The 13,160-nt window shown below is 66.5% G+C and carries 17 protein-coding genes; 5 read left to right on the forward strand and 12 right to left on the reverse strand.

Translation table 11 applies throughout. The features are described from left to right. The first annotated feature begins 41 nt into the window (after nucleotides 1-41). Nucleotides 42-392, forward strand: a complete 351-nt coding sequence (locus ACM0PB_RS14840; RefSeq protein ID WP_235649597.1) for a hypothetical protein — start codon at nucleotides 42-44, stop codon at nucleotides 390-392. Here ACM0PB_RS14840 and ACM0PB_RS14845 read toward each other — a convergent pair. Continuing rightward, nucleotides 389-3,070, reverse strand: a complete 2,682-nt coding sequence (locus tag ACM0PB_RS14845) for an excinuclease ABC subunit UvrA (RefSeq protein WP_414604427.1) — start codon at nucleotides 3,068-3,070, stop codon at nucleotides 389-391. The two genes, ACM0PB_RS14840 and ACM0PB_RS14845, sit on opposite strands and share 4 nt — an antisense overlap. A 178-nt stretch (nucleotides 3,071-3,248) precedes the next feature. Between ACM0PB_RS14845 and ACM0PB_RS14850 the strand changes: the two genes are divergently transcribed. Together ACM0PB_RS14850 and ACM0PB_RS14855 are read left to right on the forward strand one after the other, a co-directional pair. After that, nucleotides 3,249-3,527, forward strand: a complete 279-nt coding sequence (locus ACM0PB_RS14850; RefSeq protein ID WP_139727112.1) for a hypothetical protein — start codon at nucleotides 3,249-3,251, stop codon at nucleotides 3,525-3,527. A gap of 230 nt (nucleotides 3,528-3,757) precedes the next feature. Continuing rightward, entirely contained in the window at nucleotides 3,758-4,255 is a 498-nt protein-coding gene (locus ACM0PB_RS14855) for a YciE/YciF ferroxidase family protein (protein ID WP_005416567.1), read from the forward strand. Between the two features lie 39 nt (nucleotides 4,256-4,294). Here the strand turns inward: ACM0PB_RS14855 and ACM0PB_RS14860 are convergent, their stop codons facing one another. From ACM0PB_RS14860 to ACM0PB_RS14875, 4 genes are all read right to left on the reverse strand, one after another. Continuing rightward, nucleotides 4,295-5,026 (reverse strand): DNA-formamidopyrimidine glycosylase family protein, encoded by a 732-nt coding sequence (locus tag ACM0PB_RS14860; protein ID WP_414604428.1) that lies wholly within the window; start codon nucleotides 5,024-5,026, stop codon nucleotides 4,295-4,297. Beyond that, nucleotides 5,019-5,786, reverse strand: a complete 768-nt coding sequence (locus tag ACM0PB_RS14865; protein WP_164230088.1) for a DUF72 domain-containing protein — start codon at nucleotides 5,784-5,786, stop codon at nucleotides 5,019-5,021. Before ACM0PB_RS14865 ends, ACM0PB_RS14860 begins: the two co-directional genes overlap by 8 nt. Then, on the reverse strand, nucleotides 5,783-6,250 hold the full coding sequence (locus ACM0PB_RS14870) for a BLUF domain-containing protein (RefSeq protein WP_005416570.1): 468 nt from the start codon (nucleotides 6,248-6,250) through the stop codon (nucleotides 5,783-5,785). The genes ACM0PB_RS14865 and ACM0PB_RS14870 overlap by 4 nt, the downstream gene beginning before the upstream one ends. A gap of 286 nt (nucleotides 6,251-6,536) precedes the next feature. Further along, entirely contained in the window at nucleotides 6,537-6,917 is a 381-nt protein-coding gene (locus ACM0PB_RS14875) for a hypothetical protein (RefSeq protein WP_229765966.1), read from the reverse strand. Between the two features lie 166 nt (nucleotides 6,918-7,083). On the opposite strand from ACM0PB_RS14875, the gene ACM0PB_RS14880 reads away from it, so the two are divergent. Continuing rightward, the gene (locus tag ACM0PB_RS14880; protein ID WP_032954170.1) at nucleotides 7,084-7,461 is read left to right on the forward strand and encodes a response regulator; all 378 of its coding nucleotides are present in this window, start codon (nucleotides 7,084-7,086) and stop codon (nucleotides 7,459-7,461) included. Between the two features lie 15 nt (nucleotides 7,462-7,476). Here the strand turns inward: ACM0PB_RS14880 and ACM0PB_RS14885 are convergent, their stop codons facing one another. The 7 genes from ACM0PB_RS14885 to ACM0PB_RS14915 form a co-directional block, all read right to left on the reverse strand. Further along, entirely contained in the window at nucleotides 7,477-7,905 is a 429-nt protein-coding gene (locus ACM0PB_RS14885) for a BLUF domain-containing protein (protein WP_005416573.1), read from the reverse strand. A 178-nt stretch (nucleotides 7,906-8,083) separates the two neighbouring features. Continuing rightward, nucleotides 8,084-8,773, reverse strand: coding sequence for a glycosyltransferase family 2 protein (locus tag ACM0PB_RS14890; protein ID WP_005416574.1), 690 nt, complete (start codon nucleotides 8,771-8,773; stop codon nucleotides 8,084-8,086). Further along, a complete protein-coding gene (locus tag ACM0PB_RS14895; RefSeq protein WP_065196295.1) occupies nucleotides 8,770-9,357 on the reverse strand; it encodes a class I SAM-dependent DNA methyltransferase in 588 nt (195 codons plus the stop codon). Before ACM0PB_RS14895 ends, ACM0PB_RS14890 begins: the two co-directional genes overlap by 4 nt. Continuing rightward, the gene (locus ACM0PB_RS14900; protein ID WP_065196296.1) at nucleotides 9,354-10,112 is read right to left on the reverse strand and encodes a PIG-L deacetylase family protein; all 759 of its coding nucleotides are present in this window, start codon (nucleotides 10,110-10,112) and stop codon (nucleotides 9,354-9,356) included. Before ACM0PB_RS14900 ends, ACM0PB_RS14895 begins: the two co-directional genes overlap by 4 nt. Continuing rightward, a complete protein-coding gene (locus tag ACM0PB_RS14905; RefSeq protein WP_414604429.1) occupies nucleotides 10,100-11,041 on the reverse strand; it encodes an acyl-CoA dehydrogenase family protein in 942 nt (313 codons plus the stop codon). The genes ACM0PB_RS14900 and ACM0PB_RS14905 overlap by 13 nt, the downstream gene beginning before the upstream one ends. A gap of 109 nt (nucleotides 11,042-11,150) precedes the next feature. Next, on the reverse strand, nucleotides 11,151-11,648 hold the full coding sequence (locus ACM0PB_RS14910; protein WP_414604430.1) for a hypothetical protein: 498 nt from the start codon (nucleotides 11,646-11,648) through the stop codon (nucleotides 11,151-11,153). A 10-nt stretch (nucleotides 11,649-11,658) separates the two neighbouring features. Next, nucleotides 11,659-12,822, reverse strand: a complete 1,164-nt coding sequence (locus ACM0PB_RS14915) for a zinc-dependent alcohol dehydrogenase (protein WP_065186753.1) — start codon at nucleotides 12,820-12,822, stop codon at nucleotides 11,659-11,661. Nucleotides 12,823-12,970: 148 nt separating this feature from the next. Between ACM0PB_RS14915 and ACM0PB_RS14920 the strand changes: the two genes are divergently transcribed. After that, nucleotides 12,971-13,159 (forward strand): hypothetical protein, encoded by a 189-nt coding sequence (locus tag ACM0PB_RS14920; RefSeq protein WP_065196297.1) that lies wholly within the window; start codon nucleotides 12,971-12,973, stop codon nucleotides 13,157-13,159. The last annotated feature ends 1 nt before the right edge of the window (nucleotide 13,160 follow it).

Consider the following 13,160-nt stretch of genomic DNA (forward strand, 5'->3'; position numbering starts at 1 on the left):
GGCCTGTTGCCGTTACGGGAACAGGCCGGCAAGCGCGTTGTATGAACGGTTGTGATGAACAGGCTCCCGGCAGCAAGCGTGTACTGAGGTTTCGAACAGGGGTAGGCGCCGTGAGCCACGGAAGAAGCAAGCACGTTGTCGATGTGGAGCGCGAGCTGGCCCACTGGGAAACCGCGTTCAATCTGGGTGCGCTGCCCGCGATGAGTTTCCGGCACGAAGTGGCGCCGGTCATCCGGCTTGCCTGCGATATCTATGTGAGAGATCCGCACGGTTCCCGGTCAGCCTGGATGGACGACCTGCAGTGCCGCCTTGCGAAACGATCAAGCCTGCGCGGCCACCCTGGCGCGGCAGAGATTGCCGATCGTTGCTGGAAGCTGCTGTCCTGCGGCTAGGCGCCTCCTGCCGGACGATTCCGCTCGCGCACACCCTGCCCCAGCTCGGATGCCAGGAGCGGCGCCGTCCTGCTGCCCTTGGCGCGGGCCACCTGTTGCGGCGTGCCCTTCGCCACGATGGTGCCGCCCGCGCTGCCAGCGCCCGGACCGACGTCGATCACCCAGTCGGCCTGTGCGACAGAACGCATGTCGTGCTCGATCATCACCACCGTGTTGCCTGCGTCCACCAGCCGCTGAAGCTGCACCAGCAGCCTGTCGGCGTCTGATGCATGCAGGCCGGTGGTGGGTTCGTCCAGCACGTACAGCGTGCGCCCGCGCTGGCTGCGCTGCAGCTCTGTGGCCAGCTTGATGCGTTGCGCCTCACCCCCTGAAAGCTCCGTGGCCGGCTGGCCCAGCCGCAGGTAGCCCAGGCCGATCTCCTGCAGCAACTGCAGCGGGCGGGCGATGGCCTCTTCTTCTGCGAAGAACGCATGGGCCTGGTCCACCGTCATCTGCAGGACCTCGGCAATGTTGCGGCCGTTCCACTGCACCTTCAGCGTGGCCTCGTTGTAGCGGGCGCCGTGACAGGTGGGGCACGGCGCATAGACGCTGGGCATGAACAGCAGTTCGACGCTGACGAAACCCTCGCCTTCGCAGGTCTCGCATCGCCCCTTGGCTACGTTGAACGAAAAGCGGCCCGCGTCGAAACGGCGGCGGCGCGCGTCGGGTGTCGCGGCGAACAGCTTGCGCACGTGGTCGAACAGGCCCGTGTAGGTAGCCAGGTTGGAGCGTGGCGTGCGGCCGATGGGCTTCTGGTCCACCTGCACCACGCGCTGGATGGCGTCCACGTCGCCGGCCAGCTGGCCCCGCGTTGCTTCGATTACGGTGGGTCCTTCGGCAGGTGCGCTGTCGGCGCCGTCGTCTGCCGTCTCATGCCCGAGGTGCAGCAGCATCAGCTCGGGCAGCGCCTGCGCCATCAGGCTGGATTTGCCCGATCCGGAAATGCCGGTCACTGCAGTCAGCAACCCCAACGGCACCTGCGCATCCACACCGTGCAGGTTGTGGCGGTGGATGCCTTTCAGCGCCAGCCAGCTGTTGGCACTGCGCTGCCGGCTGGCCGGCGCGGGCACCCGGTCGAACAGGTACTGCGCCGTGCGCGAATCCTGAACGTTGCGCAGGCCGTCGGGCTCGCCACTGTAGAGAACGCGTCCGCCATGTTCCCCTGCCTGCGGGCCCATATCCACCAGCCACTGCGCGCGGCGCATCAGCTCCAGATCGTGTTCAACAACGAACACCGAGTTACCGCCGTCGCGCAGCCGTTCCAGCGCGTCGTACAGCGCCTGGCTGTCGGCCGGATGCAGGCCGGCCGACGGTTCGTCGAGCACGTACAGCACGCCGAACAGCAGCGAGCTGAGCTGCGTGGCCAGGCGCAGGCGCTGCAGTTCGCCGGCCGACAGCGTGGGCGTGGCGCGGTCCAGTGAGAGATAGCCCAGGCCGAGCTCGCGAAGTTGTCGTACCCGCGCCATGACCCCACCCGCCAGCCGTTGTGCCGCCAGGCGCTTTTCCTCAGACAAGGCTGAGGTCAGACGCACGTCGGGTGCGCCTTCGTGGGTCGCGCGGCCACTTGCTGCCCGCTTGGCGCGATCGCTGGGCGTTGCACGCCTGCTGGTACGCGCGCCGTGGCTGTGTGCACTGAAATCGCCCTGCGCGATGGGCTCGAGCAAGGCCGCCAGCTGGTCCAGCGGCAGCCGCATGAACTCGCCGATGTCCACGCCGGCGAAGGTGACCGAAAGCGCTTCCGGCTTCAGGCGCTTTCCCTGGCAAGCGGGGCACAGCCGGCCTTCCATGTAGCGGGAAACACGCTTGCGCATCAGCGCGCTCTGGGTGTTGGCAAAGGTGTGCAGCACGTAGCGGCGTGCGCCGGTGTACGTGCCCATGTAGCTGGGCTCCAGCTTGCGCTTGAGCGCGGCGCGGGTCTCGGCCGGCGTGAAGCCGGCATAGACCGGCACCGTGGGCGTTTCCTCGGTGAACAGGATCCAGTCCCGGTCCTTCTTCGGCAGCTTCTTCCACGGCACATCGACGTCATAGCCCAGCGTGACCAGGATGTCGCGCAGGTTCTGGCCATGCCATGCCGGTGGCCAGGAGGCGATGGCGCGCTCGCGGATGCTCAACGACGGGTCCGGCACCATCAGCGCTTCGGTCACCTCGTAGACGTGCCCCAGGCCGTGGCAGGTGCTGCAGGCACCCTGTGGGGTGTTGGGCGAGAAGTCTTCGGCGTACAGCATGGGCTGGTGGGCCGGGTAGGCCCCTGCCCGCGAGTACATCATGCGCACCAGGCTGGACAACGTCGTCACGCTGCCCACCGATGAGCGCGCATTGCTGGCACCGCGTTGCTGCTGCAGGGCGACCGCCGGCGGCAGGCCGTCGATGGCATCCACGTCGGGCACGCCGGCCTGGTCGATCAGGCGACGCGCGTACGGCGCGACGGATTCGAAGTAGCGCCGCTGCGCCTCGGCGAAGACCGTGCCGAAGGCCAGCGAGGACTTGCCGGACCCCGACACGCCGGAGAACACCACCAGTGCATTGCGTGGAATGGAGACATCGACATTCTTCAGGTTGTGCTCGCGCGCACCGCGGACCTCGATGCAGCCGCTGGCTGCGGCAGCACATGACGATTCGCCAAAGGGGGTGTTGGACATCTCAGCATTCCTGCATTCGGTGGGCGGATCGCGCATGGTGCGCCCGAGCGGCCATTGTCACCGGTCCGGAGTGAATGGCGCGAGGGCGCCGGAGGCGGGATGCTGTCTTCACCTCTCGTTCGTACGGCGTTGCCCAGCCAAGGGCTAGCGTGGGGCTGCCCACACACCGGAGGCCCTCATGCACCCCGACATACTTGGCTGGGCCGCCACGGCGGTACTGATGGCAACCTTGATCCGGCAGATGGTGAAGCAGTGGCAGTCGTCCAACCCGGAAGCCGTATCCAGGTGGCTGTTCGCAGGCCAGATGACCGCATCTGCGCTGTTCACGGTGTACAGCGCGATGCTGGGCAGCGTGGTCTTCGTGGTGACCAATGCGATGCTGCTGTTGACGGCGGTGGTGGGCCAGGTGATGGCGTGGCGCCGCCGCGGCCGACGCCGGGCTCCCCCGCCCTGCTGATTGTTAATGCGCGTTGCCTGAAGGTTTGACATTACTTTCCCCCACCGTTGATGGGGCCGGACCGTCACACGGATGAGGAGGCCGCTGCATGCCGTACGGTTCTGGCGCACTCTCGTAAAGACCGTGCGCAGTAATCCTGCGGGCGCTCACATGCCGCCTTCACCTGGCCCCTGCCCGATCGCAACCGGGCAGGACCTACGCTGAGCACTCCACTCACTGCGGAGCCCAGTATGGCTATCAAGACGGCGGAAGACCTGTTCATCCACGAACTCTCGGATATCTACAGTGCCGAGAAGCAGCTGACCAAGGCCCTCCCGCGCCTGGCCCGTGCGGCCGAGAACCCGGACCTGGCGGCAGCGTTCGAAACGCACCTGGAAGAAACGCAGGGCCAGATCGAACGCATCGATCAGGTGGTGGAGGTGCTTGGCATTCGCCTGAAGCGCATCAAGTGTGCGGCGATGGAGGGCCTGGTGGAGGAAGGCAAGGAAGTGATCGACAGCATCGACAAGGGGCCGGTGCGGGATGCGGCCCTGATCGGCGGCGCGCAGAAGGTCGAGCATTACGAGATTGCGTCCTACGGCACCATCGCCGCGCTGGCCAAGCAGCTGGGCTACAAGGATGCCCTTCCGCTGCTGCTGGAGACGCTGGAGGAAGAGAAGGCCACCGACGAAAAGCTGACCCTGCTGGCCAAGGGCGGCGGCAACGCCAAGGCCGCGCAGGCCGCCTGACCGGCGCACGCCGGAACCCGGCGGCCACGGATGGCCGCGTCAGGGCCCGTACAGCACCTGATCATTCGGGCAGAAGAACGTGCGCCGCCGTGTGGTCCCCAGGTAGAGCTTGCTGATCGGGCCGCCGCACAGAGGGCAGACCTTTTTCGTGTGCACCTGCCAATGCTTCTTCAGTTCGAAACGGCGGTTCCACTCCAGGAAATCAAAGCTGTAGGCGCGGGCCTGCTCGATCATGGCGGTAAGCCTGCGTGGCGGCAGGTCGCCCAGCCGGTTGGCCGGATGGACACCTATCCGGAACAGCACCTCGTTCTTGATGATGTTGCCCACGCCGGCGAAGACGGTCTGGTCCAGAAGCGCATCACAGACCATGACATCCGGCATGGCCTTCAGCTTGCGCCGGGCCAGCTTTGGATCCCAGGCCTCGTTCATCACGTCACGCCAATCGTAGATGTCGTCCAGCGGCTGGTCGATCAGGCGCACGGAGCACGCGTAGAAGTTCAGCTCACCGTTGTCGAACACCAGCGATACCCGCGCCGGGCCTGGCTTCCGTTCGTCGATGCGCCAGCTGCCGAACATCATCAGGTGGATGCGCAGCGTGTGGCGGCTGAACTCCAGCAGGAAGTGCTTGCCCCAACTGCGGACCGCCTTGACCCTGCGGCCCTGCAGCGGTGACAGGTCGATGCGGCTGTTACCGGACACGGTGCGGACCACGTGCCCCTTGAAATGGCTTGCGGCTTCGCGCAACAGCACGATCGAAGGGCCTTCAGGCATGTGCGTTCTCCTGCAGCAGCGCCTGCAGGCGCAGCGCGTTGCCGGTGGCATGGCCCAGTGCGGTATTGTCCAGTACGCACCAGGCCGGCCGTTGCGCATCGGCTTCGCGCCGCAGCGGCTGCACCAGCTCCGCCAGGCTCTGCTCGCTGTACGCACTGCGATACATCTGCGGCTGGCCGTGCCAGCGCCAGTAGCTCCACGTGCGGTCACCGCCGGGAATCGCTGCAACCGGCACACGTGCCGGATCCGCAGCGACCCGTGCCACGCCATGCGCACTCAGAAGTGCATCCACTTCCGGCGTGAACCAGCTCGGGTGGCGCGGCTCGCACGCCACATCGGCCTGGGTGCGTGAACGCAGGCCCCGCAGGAATTCCCTGGTCGTGGCCGCGTCGTACACCAGGCTTGGCGGCAACTGCAGCAGTAGCGGCCCCAGCTTTCCACCCAGCTCCAGCACGCCATCCAGGAACTGCTCGAACGGCTGCATCGCATCGCGCAGCCGGCGCTCATGGCTGATCTCCCGCGGCAGTTTCACCGCGAACCGGAAGCCCTCCGGAACGCTCACCGCCCATCGCGCGTAGGTGCTGGGCTGGTGCGGTCGATAGAAGGACGAGTTGATCTCCACCATCGGCAGGCGTGTGGCATAGCGCTGCAGTGCGCTGTCGCCCGCGCCGAACGCTTCGTGAACCGCCCGCGGCAGCGACCAGCCCGCACAACCGACGCGTGGTGGGGCGGGCGCAACCGGGGCGGCTGTGGCATTCATCGTGCCAGCTGCCCGTCCGGTTCGGTGATGCCGCCCGCACCTGCCTCCGTGTGCGACTGCGAAATCGACAGCAGACGATCCAGTGCACTCTTGCCCGAGTCGAGCGCCGACGCGCTGCGCACGAAGCCGGTCCAGTCGGAGATGGCGATCTTTCCCAGCGCCAGCTCGTCCACCCGCACGCTACGCATCCGCCAGTGCGGAAACTGTCGGCGCCCCACCCTGCCCCGGTTCAGCTCGACGATCCCACTGTGGCTGCAGGCCGCGAGAATGCGCGTGTACGCCGCATTGATCCCGGCCTCCGGGCCCTCCAGATACTGCAGGAAGCGCGAGCCATCGAACAGCAGCGTGCCGGTGACATCGACGGATTCGTTGAACTGCACCGCTTCGGCCACAAGCTGCTGCAGCCGCGCTGCGGTCAGGTTGCGGGAGGCTTCACTCACGTAGGCAATCGCACGAAGAGGCATGGCACCACCGATGGTTGCGGACCGCTTTACCTTAGCGATGCCGGTCGTACGCGCGGTGAGTCCGGTGTGGAGGCTGCGTCGAGTTGCGGCGCGTCCACGCCGCTTGGGCATGACGCGCTGATCGGGCACAAGCCGCAGACCACCGCAATGTCCGGCGCGACCGGTACGCAGCCACCTCAGCAGGGGACCGCCTCGTCGGGAGGTGTGAACCGCCCAAGGTGTGCGCTGCACGCAGCCCTGATGCAGCGATAGCATCTACGGACTTCGGGATGGCCCTGGTCTGCGCTCAGGGCATCGGGCTGGACAGTGCCGTGCCGCCGGCTCGACTTCGCAGGCTGCCAGCCGGAGCGCGCGGAGCGTCCGCTGCCACCAGCGCCTGTACCACACGATGTTGCATACGGTGAGCGCCGCCTTCCACGCCCACGACATACACGAAGCGCCCATCGAACTTGGCGTGCGCGTCCTCCAGGACATCGTCGGCCTGCAGCGCCCGCTTGAGCGACTTCATCCACGTCCGTTCAGGCATGCGGTCCAGTTCCACTACGACGGCCGTGCCACCGCAGTCCAGCGGCATGCACTCGACACGCAGCACGCGGGGGGAAGCAGAATCGGTTCCGGATAGCGGCATGAGAAAAGCTCCGATGCGGGGGACGGCGGCAGTATCCATGGCACGTGCCAAGGCGCCGTCAACAAACTCCATCCGGCCCTGCACGCTGCATATACGGTGCTGGAAGCGCGCTTCACGGGCTTCGCGCCGGGCTGACAAGCCGCACGCACCGTATTGATGCTTCACAGCACAGACTGGCGTTCCCGAAGCAACACAGGCTGCACACATGCAATCCGGATTGAGCCAGCGCAGATGCAACCTGCTGCTGGTGGAAGACCAGCTCGACCTGGCAGCACTGATGGAACATGCACTTGAGGACGCTGGCGACCAGGTGACACACGCCTACAGCGTGTTCGACGCGCTGGGACTGCTGGATACCCAGCGGTTCGACGGCGCCGTGCTGGACGTCGAGCTTCGAGACGGCGTGGTATTTCCAGTCGCTGATCGCCTGGCGGAACTTGGCATCCCCTTTCTGTTCGTCTCTGCGGTCTATGACCAGCTGGTGCCACAGCGCCACCGCCGCGCCGCCTTCGTGACCAAGCCATTCCACATCGATCAGTTGCAGGACACTGTGCGGCGTGTGATCAGCTGCACAACATGCTAGCACCCGTCCCGCACTTCAGGCGGCGTTCGCGTAGGGCTCAACGACTGCAAGCAGCTTCTCCATCGCTTCGGCTTCGTCCTGGCTCGTTACCGCCCGCTGGATGAAACGGCTCCAGTCAGCAAGGGCGATCCTCTGCAGCTCGCCCGCGCTGACCGACAGGCAGCGCATCGGCCAGAACGGCAACCGCCGCTGCCCGACACGGCCACGCCCGAGTTCGGTCAGTTCGGTGTGGCTGCGGGCGCCGCTTACGCGGGAGAAGGCAACATCCAGCCCGTCCGCGGGGCCTTCCATGTATTGCAGGAAGCGCTGCCCGTCGAACAACAGGACCCCGGTCACGCCCGCTGATCGATTGAAGCGGGCCGCATCTTCCATCAGTGCAGCCAGGCGTTCCGGCGTGAACCCGGGGGCAGCCCGGCTGGCGTAGACAATCGCGCTGTTCGGCATCGGCCGCTCCTGCTCTCCGAGCCGATCAATCTAAGGTCGGCAGCGTTCACGCGCCGTAAACGCGTACAGGGAGCGCGTCACATATCGGCCGATGTGCCCGGGTTTCATGGGATTCGGCCTGAATCGGAGACGCCTGACGGCGCGCCCCCCTGCTGCGGTGCGGCGAAATGGCCGGTGTTTACGCAATGGCCGGCCCGGTCAGCACGGCAGGGGCACCCGCCGCCCCCATTTCCGCCAGATAGGCTGAAAATCCCCCTGCGGCGCGCCCTTCCAGACGCGCACTGGTGAAGACGACGGGAGCACCGGCCCAGCGTACATCCGCGCCGCAGGCCTGCAGCGCCCTCACCATCTGAACGTCTTCCCCGCAGCGCAAGGCAGGAAAGCCGCCGACCGCACGATAGAAATGGGCAGAGACACCCAGGTTGGCACCATGGATGCGCCCGTGACCTTCCCCCCACTGCTGCCGCCCCTGGAATACCCTGCGCAGGCGATGTTCGGACGGGCAGCGCGCCGCAATGTCCACCAGTCCGCAGAAGGCGTCACACGGCTGCTCCAGTTGTCCAACCAACCAGTCGCCAGGGACCTCGCTATCAGCGTCGGTGCTGGCCAACCACCTGGCGCCGCGACCCAGCAGCTCGACGGCGGCCGCTGCGCGGGCAATCCCCACGCAGCGTGCATCCAGCCGCACAATGCCGACGCGCTGTTGGTGGCAGATGGACGCCGTCGCATCCGAGCAAGCGTCCAGTGCAACCACCACTTCGACCGCTTCGCCGCCCAGGCCCGGGTGCAGGGCCGCCCTTCGGATCGATTGCAGGCAGCGCGCCATGCTGGCTGCCTCGTTGTGCGCGGGGACCAGAACGCCTATCACCGCAGGCCCTCGTTGCGGGCCAGTGACAGCGTGCCGCGCGTCCAGCCCTGCAGCACGAAGTCCGCATCGCGATAGTGGAAGGCTTCGTGCAGGCCGTGGCCCAGGCACCGATGCACGACTTCGGTCCGGCTCACCCGCCCGGGGAACGAGGGCAACCAATGGCAGGCGACCAGCAATCCGTCGTCACGAAGTGCTTGATCGATTCCGGCACGCAGCTCGCGAAGGGCGCTCGTCCCCAGGTAGTAGCCCATCTCACCGCAGACGATCAGGTCGAAGCGCCCCGGCGGCCATTGCTCGGGGTGGCTGGCGCAGTGGACCTGCACGTGCGGCAGGTGGGCCAGGTTGCGGCGGGCCCGGAACGCTGCGCGCGGGCTGATATCGGTGGCCAGCAGGCGCTCACAGCGGGCCGCCAGGGCCTCGGTCAGCACGCCGTTGGAGCATCCCAGCTCCCAGCCACGATTGAACTGGCGCTGGCTCAGGCTGGCCAGCAGCAACGCACGCTTGCGTTCTTCATACCACCGACTGCGGTAGCCAAAAGGGTCTTCCTGCTCATGCAGTTCATCGAAGTACGGTTGCGCGCTCATGCCAGAAATACCTCGTAATCGCGGAAAAATCGGGCCAGTACATGGGAAGGCAGCACCGGCGGGCTGTTCAGGCCCGGCACGTTGCCCGTCTGCGTCCGGAACCGGGCGATCGCACTTCGTTTCACCGACGCCACTGCGGAAATGTCGACAAGCTGCGGGAACTCCCACGCCATATGCGCGCAGGCCGGATCCAGCCAGTGCCAGCCCCATACCGGGTACTCCAGGCGACGGCAACCCACTGCGCGCGCGGCGCGGCAGGCTGCACGCCCTGCCGCTTCGTGATCGGGATGCCCATCGAAGCGCCAGGGCGCCAGTACCAGATCGCCCGGCTGCAGGTGCTGCTGCAGCCAGTCCTGCAGGCCCTGTTCGTGCTTGCTGACCGCGCCATCGCCGATGCCGAGATGAAACGTCGCGTCGGCCGCAATCCCAAGTTCCGCCAATGCCGCAGCAAGCTCTGCCCGACGCGCCGACCGCAGGCGCTCCGGTGTCCACCACGGTTCACCCGGATAACACGCTTCACCATCGGTCACGGCAATGACGCCAACCTCCATGCCCTGTGCCGCGGCATGATGGAGCAGCCCACCACAGCCAAGAATCTCGTCGTCGGGATGCGGCGCAACGACCACAAGGCGGTCGTGGCCGGCGCACAGTGAACGGGCGGGCGTGGACGGTTGCTGCCAGAGCCAATCGCAGCGCAGCCAGGCCTGTTCCTGAGTTCCCTGTCCTTGCAGGGGTGTGCTGGCTACAGCGCCCATGCGGTCTCCTCGGCTGCCCGCTGCTCACCCAGCCACTGCCAATCGCGATCGGCATGGCACTGCCTGAGGAACACCGTCAGGTCCGCCCAGCGGCGGGCGTGACCGTCTTCCAGGCACATCGGCGCCGGACCGAGCGCCCGGCCTGCAAGGTCCAGGACGCGCGTCGCCGCCCGTTCGACCACGCAGCGCAGCCGCACTACGTCTTCCCGATGCGCCGATTGAGGCGCGTCGTCGATGCGTGCGGCCACTTCGCGAAGCAGCGCCGCAGCCGGCCCCAGCACAAGGTCCGCTGCACCCAGCAGCCGTGCGCGGTTGCCGTCGCTGCAGGCCGGCCGCATGCGTTGAGCCAGTGCCACCGCTGCGCCAAACCAGACCGCCGCGATACCGGCTCCGCCATGCCAGAAGCCCGGCCGTTGCAGGTAGGCGTCGCGCGGTCCCAGAATCGTCATCGGTGCGCCGTCGAAGCGCACCGTCGTGGACGGAATGCCGGCCATGCCAGCCGCCGGCCAGGGCTCACCCGAAAGCGTGCACCAATGCTCCGCCGGCACATGGCACAGCCACACGCCGTGTGTGTTCCGCACGGTTACCAGTGCCGCATCCACCCACGCGCTGCCTGAACACCAGGGCTTGTCACCATACAGTCCACCGCCGGCGTCGATGCGCAGGGTGTTGGCTGGGCCTTCTGCGGCCCACACCGCCAGCAGCTGCCCTTCAGCAACCCTAGGCGCGTTCAGCTCGGCAATGATCGCCTGGGCGTCGTAATGCGCTTCCAGTACCTTGGCCAAGCAGAGGTCCTCTGCCCCCCACGCCGCCAGCGCCCGCCAACGCTGCAGCGTGTGGCCACTTCCGGGCAAAGGCAGCGCGGGCTGCTGGGCGAGAACCTGGCGCGCGCGGTTGAACAGCGAAGAAGGCGACGTCACATCCTGCATGGCCGGTCTGCAATGAAGATAGGTCATGAACGTAGGCGCCCTGCGGTCACATCACTGTCTTGGCGATGTGGCGGCCACATGAATACCTGGCGCAGTGTTCCTCACGCGGTCACCGCTGGCGCTGTTCGCTTGCACGCACGCACTGGCGCAGTTCCCATAGCCATGGCAACACCACCAGGCCAAGCGCCGGCAGCGATACAAACCCCCACAGCGCCGGTGCTGCCGGTGCCACATTGACTGCCCAACGAGGCTCGGCCTGCCACGCCACTCCGCCCAGCAGCACCCAGGGAGCGGCGTCGAGCACACTGTGCACGTGCTGCTCGGCCGGGCTGATGCGTCGCCGCCCGTCCGCGCTGACGGTGTCGAGGTAGCCGGCGATTGCATGCGCGATGACCAGGACTGCCAGCAGCGTGACGAGCAACCACGTGCTTTCCAGCACGAGCCACGCCAGCACGCCGCTGCCGATGAGCAGCAGCTGCAGCCCATGCAGCAGGCTCTCGCGCATCGCGGACGTGTGCGGCAGATCGGTACGCCGGTGAAAGTGGAAGTCCAGCGCACCGGCGGTCAACCAGACTGCGTAGACACAGGCCATGACAATCCCGCTCATGACGGCTCGCTCAGGGTGTCAATACGATCTTGCGGCAGTCGTCGTCCTTGGCATCGAACATCGCATAGCCTTGCGCTGCATCGGCCAGGCGCATCCGGTGCGAGATGATGTCCCCCGGATCCAGCTTTCCTTCGATGATTGCGTCCAGCAGTTCCGGCATCAGTCCCTGCACGTGGGTCTGTCCCATCTTGAATGTCAGCCCCTTGTCGAACGCATCGCCCAGCAGGAACCCGTGGATGAAACCGGCATAGACACCGGGAATGCTGACCACGCCGCCGCGGCGGGCGGCTGCGATGCACTGACGGATGGCCACGCCGCTGCTGCCTTCCAGTTTCACGGCGGTCAGCGCTGACTCCAGGGCACTGCCCTCGGCCTCGAAACCGACGGCCTCGATGCAGGCATCCACGCCGCGCCCACTGGTCTGGGTCAGGATGTAGTCGGCTGGGTCCTCGATCTCCTTGAAGTCGATCGGCGTCACACCATAGGCACGGCGCGCGTAGTCCAGGCGGTAGCGAAGATGGTCGACCATGAAGATGGTCTCCGCACCCAGCAGCCGGCAGCAGGCCGCGCTCATCAGTCCCACCGGACCGGCACCGAAGATGGCTACTGTCGAGCCCGGCTTGACCCCAGCGTTCAGCGCGGCCTGATAGCCGGTGGGCAGAATGTCCGACAGGAACAGAACCTGTTCGTCGGCCACGCCTTCCGGAATGCGCAGTGGGCCCACATTCGCCTTGGGCACGCGCACGAATTCGGCCTGTCCGCCTGCCACGCCGCCATACAGATGGCTGTACCCGAACAACGCCGCCGGAGGCAGGAGGCCCTTCTGGTTCAGCGCAGCGCCCTTGCCCGGGTTGGTGGTCTCGCAGGCGGCATACTCGGCCAGCCGGCAGTGAAAGCACTCGCCACAGGCGATCACGAAGGGGATCACCACGCGATCACCCGGCCTCACCTGCGTTACGCCGCTGCCGACCTCTTCCACCACGCCCATGAATTCGTGGCCCAGCACATCGCCGTCGTGCAGATCGGGAATCTTGCCCCGATACAGGTGCAGGTCCGAACCACAGATGGCGGTGGCGGTAACCCTCAGGATCAGATCGTCCTCAGCCGCCAGCACCGGGTCCGGCACGGTCTCGACGCGCACATCCTTGCGGCCGTGATAGGTCAATGCCTGCATCGTGCTTCTCCAGAAGATCGGAACGACAGCATCGCAGGGACGTCCTCCCGCCCCGGTGACATCCAGGTGTGCACAGCGTTCATTCCGCGGCGTCGTAGCGTTAACCCCGACCGGGTCACGCTGCGAACACCCGCCACAGGAGCCCAGCATGAACGACGAGCTGCCTTTCAATCCAACAACAGACGTGGACGATCAATCGAAGGCGCACACCCCGGACGAGCGGCGCAATGATCGAGCGAAGTGGAAGGCGCACGACATGCCGGACGACGGCGATGGCCCCAAGGCCGTACCCGAGGACTACGAACGTCCCGACCCCGATCCGACGGGCAAGCGTTGAG

Source organism: Stenotrophomonas sp. AR029, from assembly GCF_047520695.2.
Taxonomy (GTDB): Bacteria; Pseudomonadota; Gammaproteobacteria; order Xanthomonadales; family Xanthomonadaceae; genus Stenotrophomonas; species Stenotrophomonas sepilia.

Excerpts from the sequence above, each read along its gene's own strand:
- ACM0PB_RS14865 (WP_164230088.1), bottom strand. The coding sequence starts at position 5,786 with ATGAATGCCACAGCCGCCCCGGTTGCGCCCGCCCCACCACGCGTCGGT.
- ACM0PB_RS14915 (WP_065186753.1), bottom strand. The coding sequence starts at position 12,822 with ATGCAGGCATTGACCTATCACGGCCGCAAGGATGTGCGCGTCGAGACC.
- ACM0PB_RS14850 (WP_139727112.1), top strand. The coding sequence starts at position 3,249 with ATGCACCCCGACATACTTGGCTGGGCCGCCACGGCGGTACTGATGGCA.
- ACM0PB_RS14905 (WP_414604429.1), bottom strand. The coding sequence starts at position 11,041 with ATGCAGGATGTGACGTCGCCTTCTTCGCTGTTCAACCGCGCGCGCCAG.
- ACM0PB_RS14880 (WP_032954170.1), top strand. The coding sequence starts at position 7,084 with ATGCAATCCGGATTGAGCCAGCGCAGATGCAACCTGCTGCTGGTGGAA.
- ACM0PB_RS14920 (WP_065196297.1), top strand. The coding sequence starts at position 12,971 with ATGAACGACGAGCTGCCTTTCAATCCAACAACAGACGTGGACGATCAA.
- ACM0PB_RS14870 (WP_005416570.1), bottom strand. The coding sequence starts at position 6,250 with ATGCCTCTTCGTGCGATTGCCTACGTGAGTGAAGCCTCCCGCAACCTG.
- ACM0PB_RS14860 (WP_414604428.1), bottom strand. The coding sequence starts at position 5,026 with ATGCCTGAAGGCCCTTCGATCGTGCTGTTGCGCGAAGCCGCAAGCCAT.
- ACM0PB_RS14875 (WP_229765966.1), bottom strand. The coding sequence starts at position 6,917 with ATGGATACTGCCGCCGTCCCCCGCATCGGAGCTTTTCTCATGCCGCTA.
- ACM0PB_RS14900 (WP_065196296.1), bottom strand. The coding sequence starts at position 10,112 with ATGGGCGCTGTAGCCAGCACACCCCTGCAAGGACAGGGAACTCAGGAA.
- ACM0PB_RS14845 (WP_414604427.1), bottom strand. The coding sequence starts at position 3,070 with ATGTCCAACACCCCCTTTGGCGAATCGTCATGTGCTGCCGCAGCCAGC.
- ACM0PB_RS14910 (WP_414604430.1), bottom strand. The coding sequence starts at position 11,648 with ATGAGCGGGATTGTCATGGCCTGTGTCTACGCAGTCTGGTTGACCGCC.
- ACM0PB_RS14885 (WP_005416573.1), bottom strand. The coding sequence starts at position 7,905 with ATGCCGAACAGCGCGATTGTCTACGCCAGCCGGGCTGCCCCCGGGTTC.
- ACM0PB_RS14855 (WP_005416567.1), top strand. The coding sequence starts at position 3,758 with ATGGCTATCAAGACGGCGGAAGACCTGTTCATCCACGAACTCTCGGAT.
- ACM0PB_RS14895 (WP_065196295.1), bottom strand. The coding sequence starts at position 9,357 with ATGAGCGCGCAACCGTACTTCGATGAACTGCATGAGCAGGAAGACCCT.
- ACM0PB_RS14840 (WP_235649597.1), top strand. The coding sequence starts at position 42 with ATGAACGGTTGTGATGAACAGGCTCCCGGCAGCAAGCGTGTACTGAGG.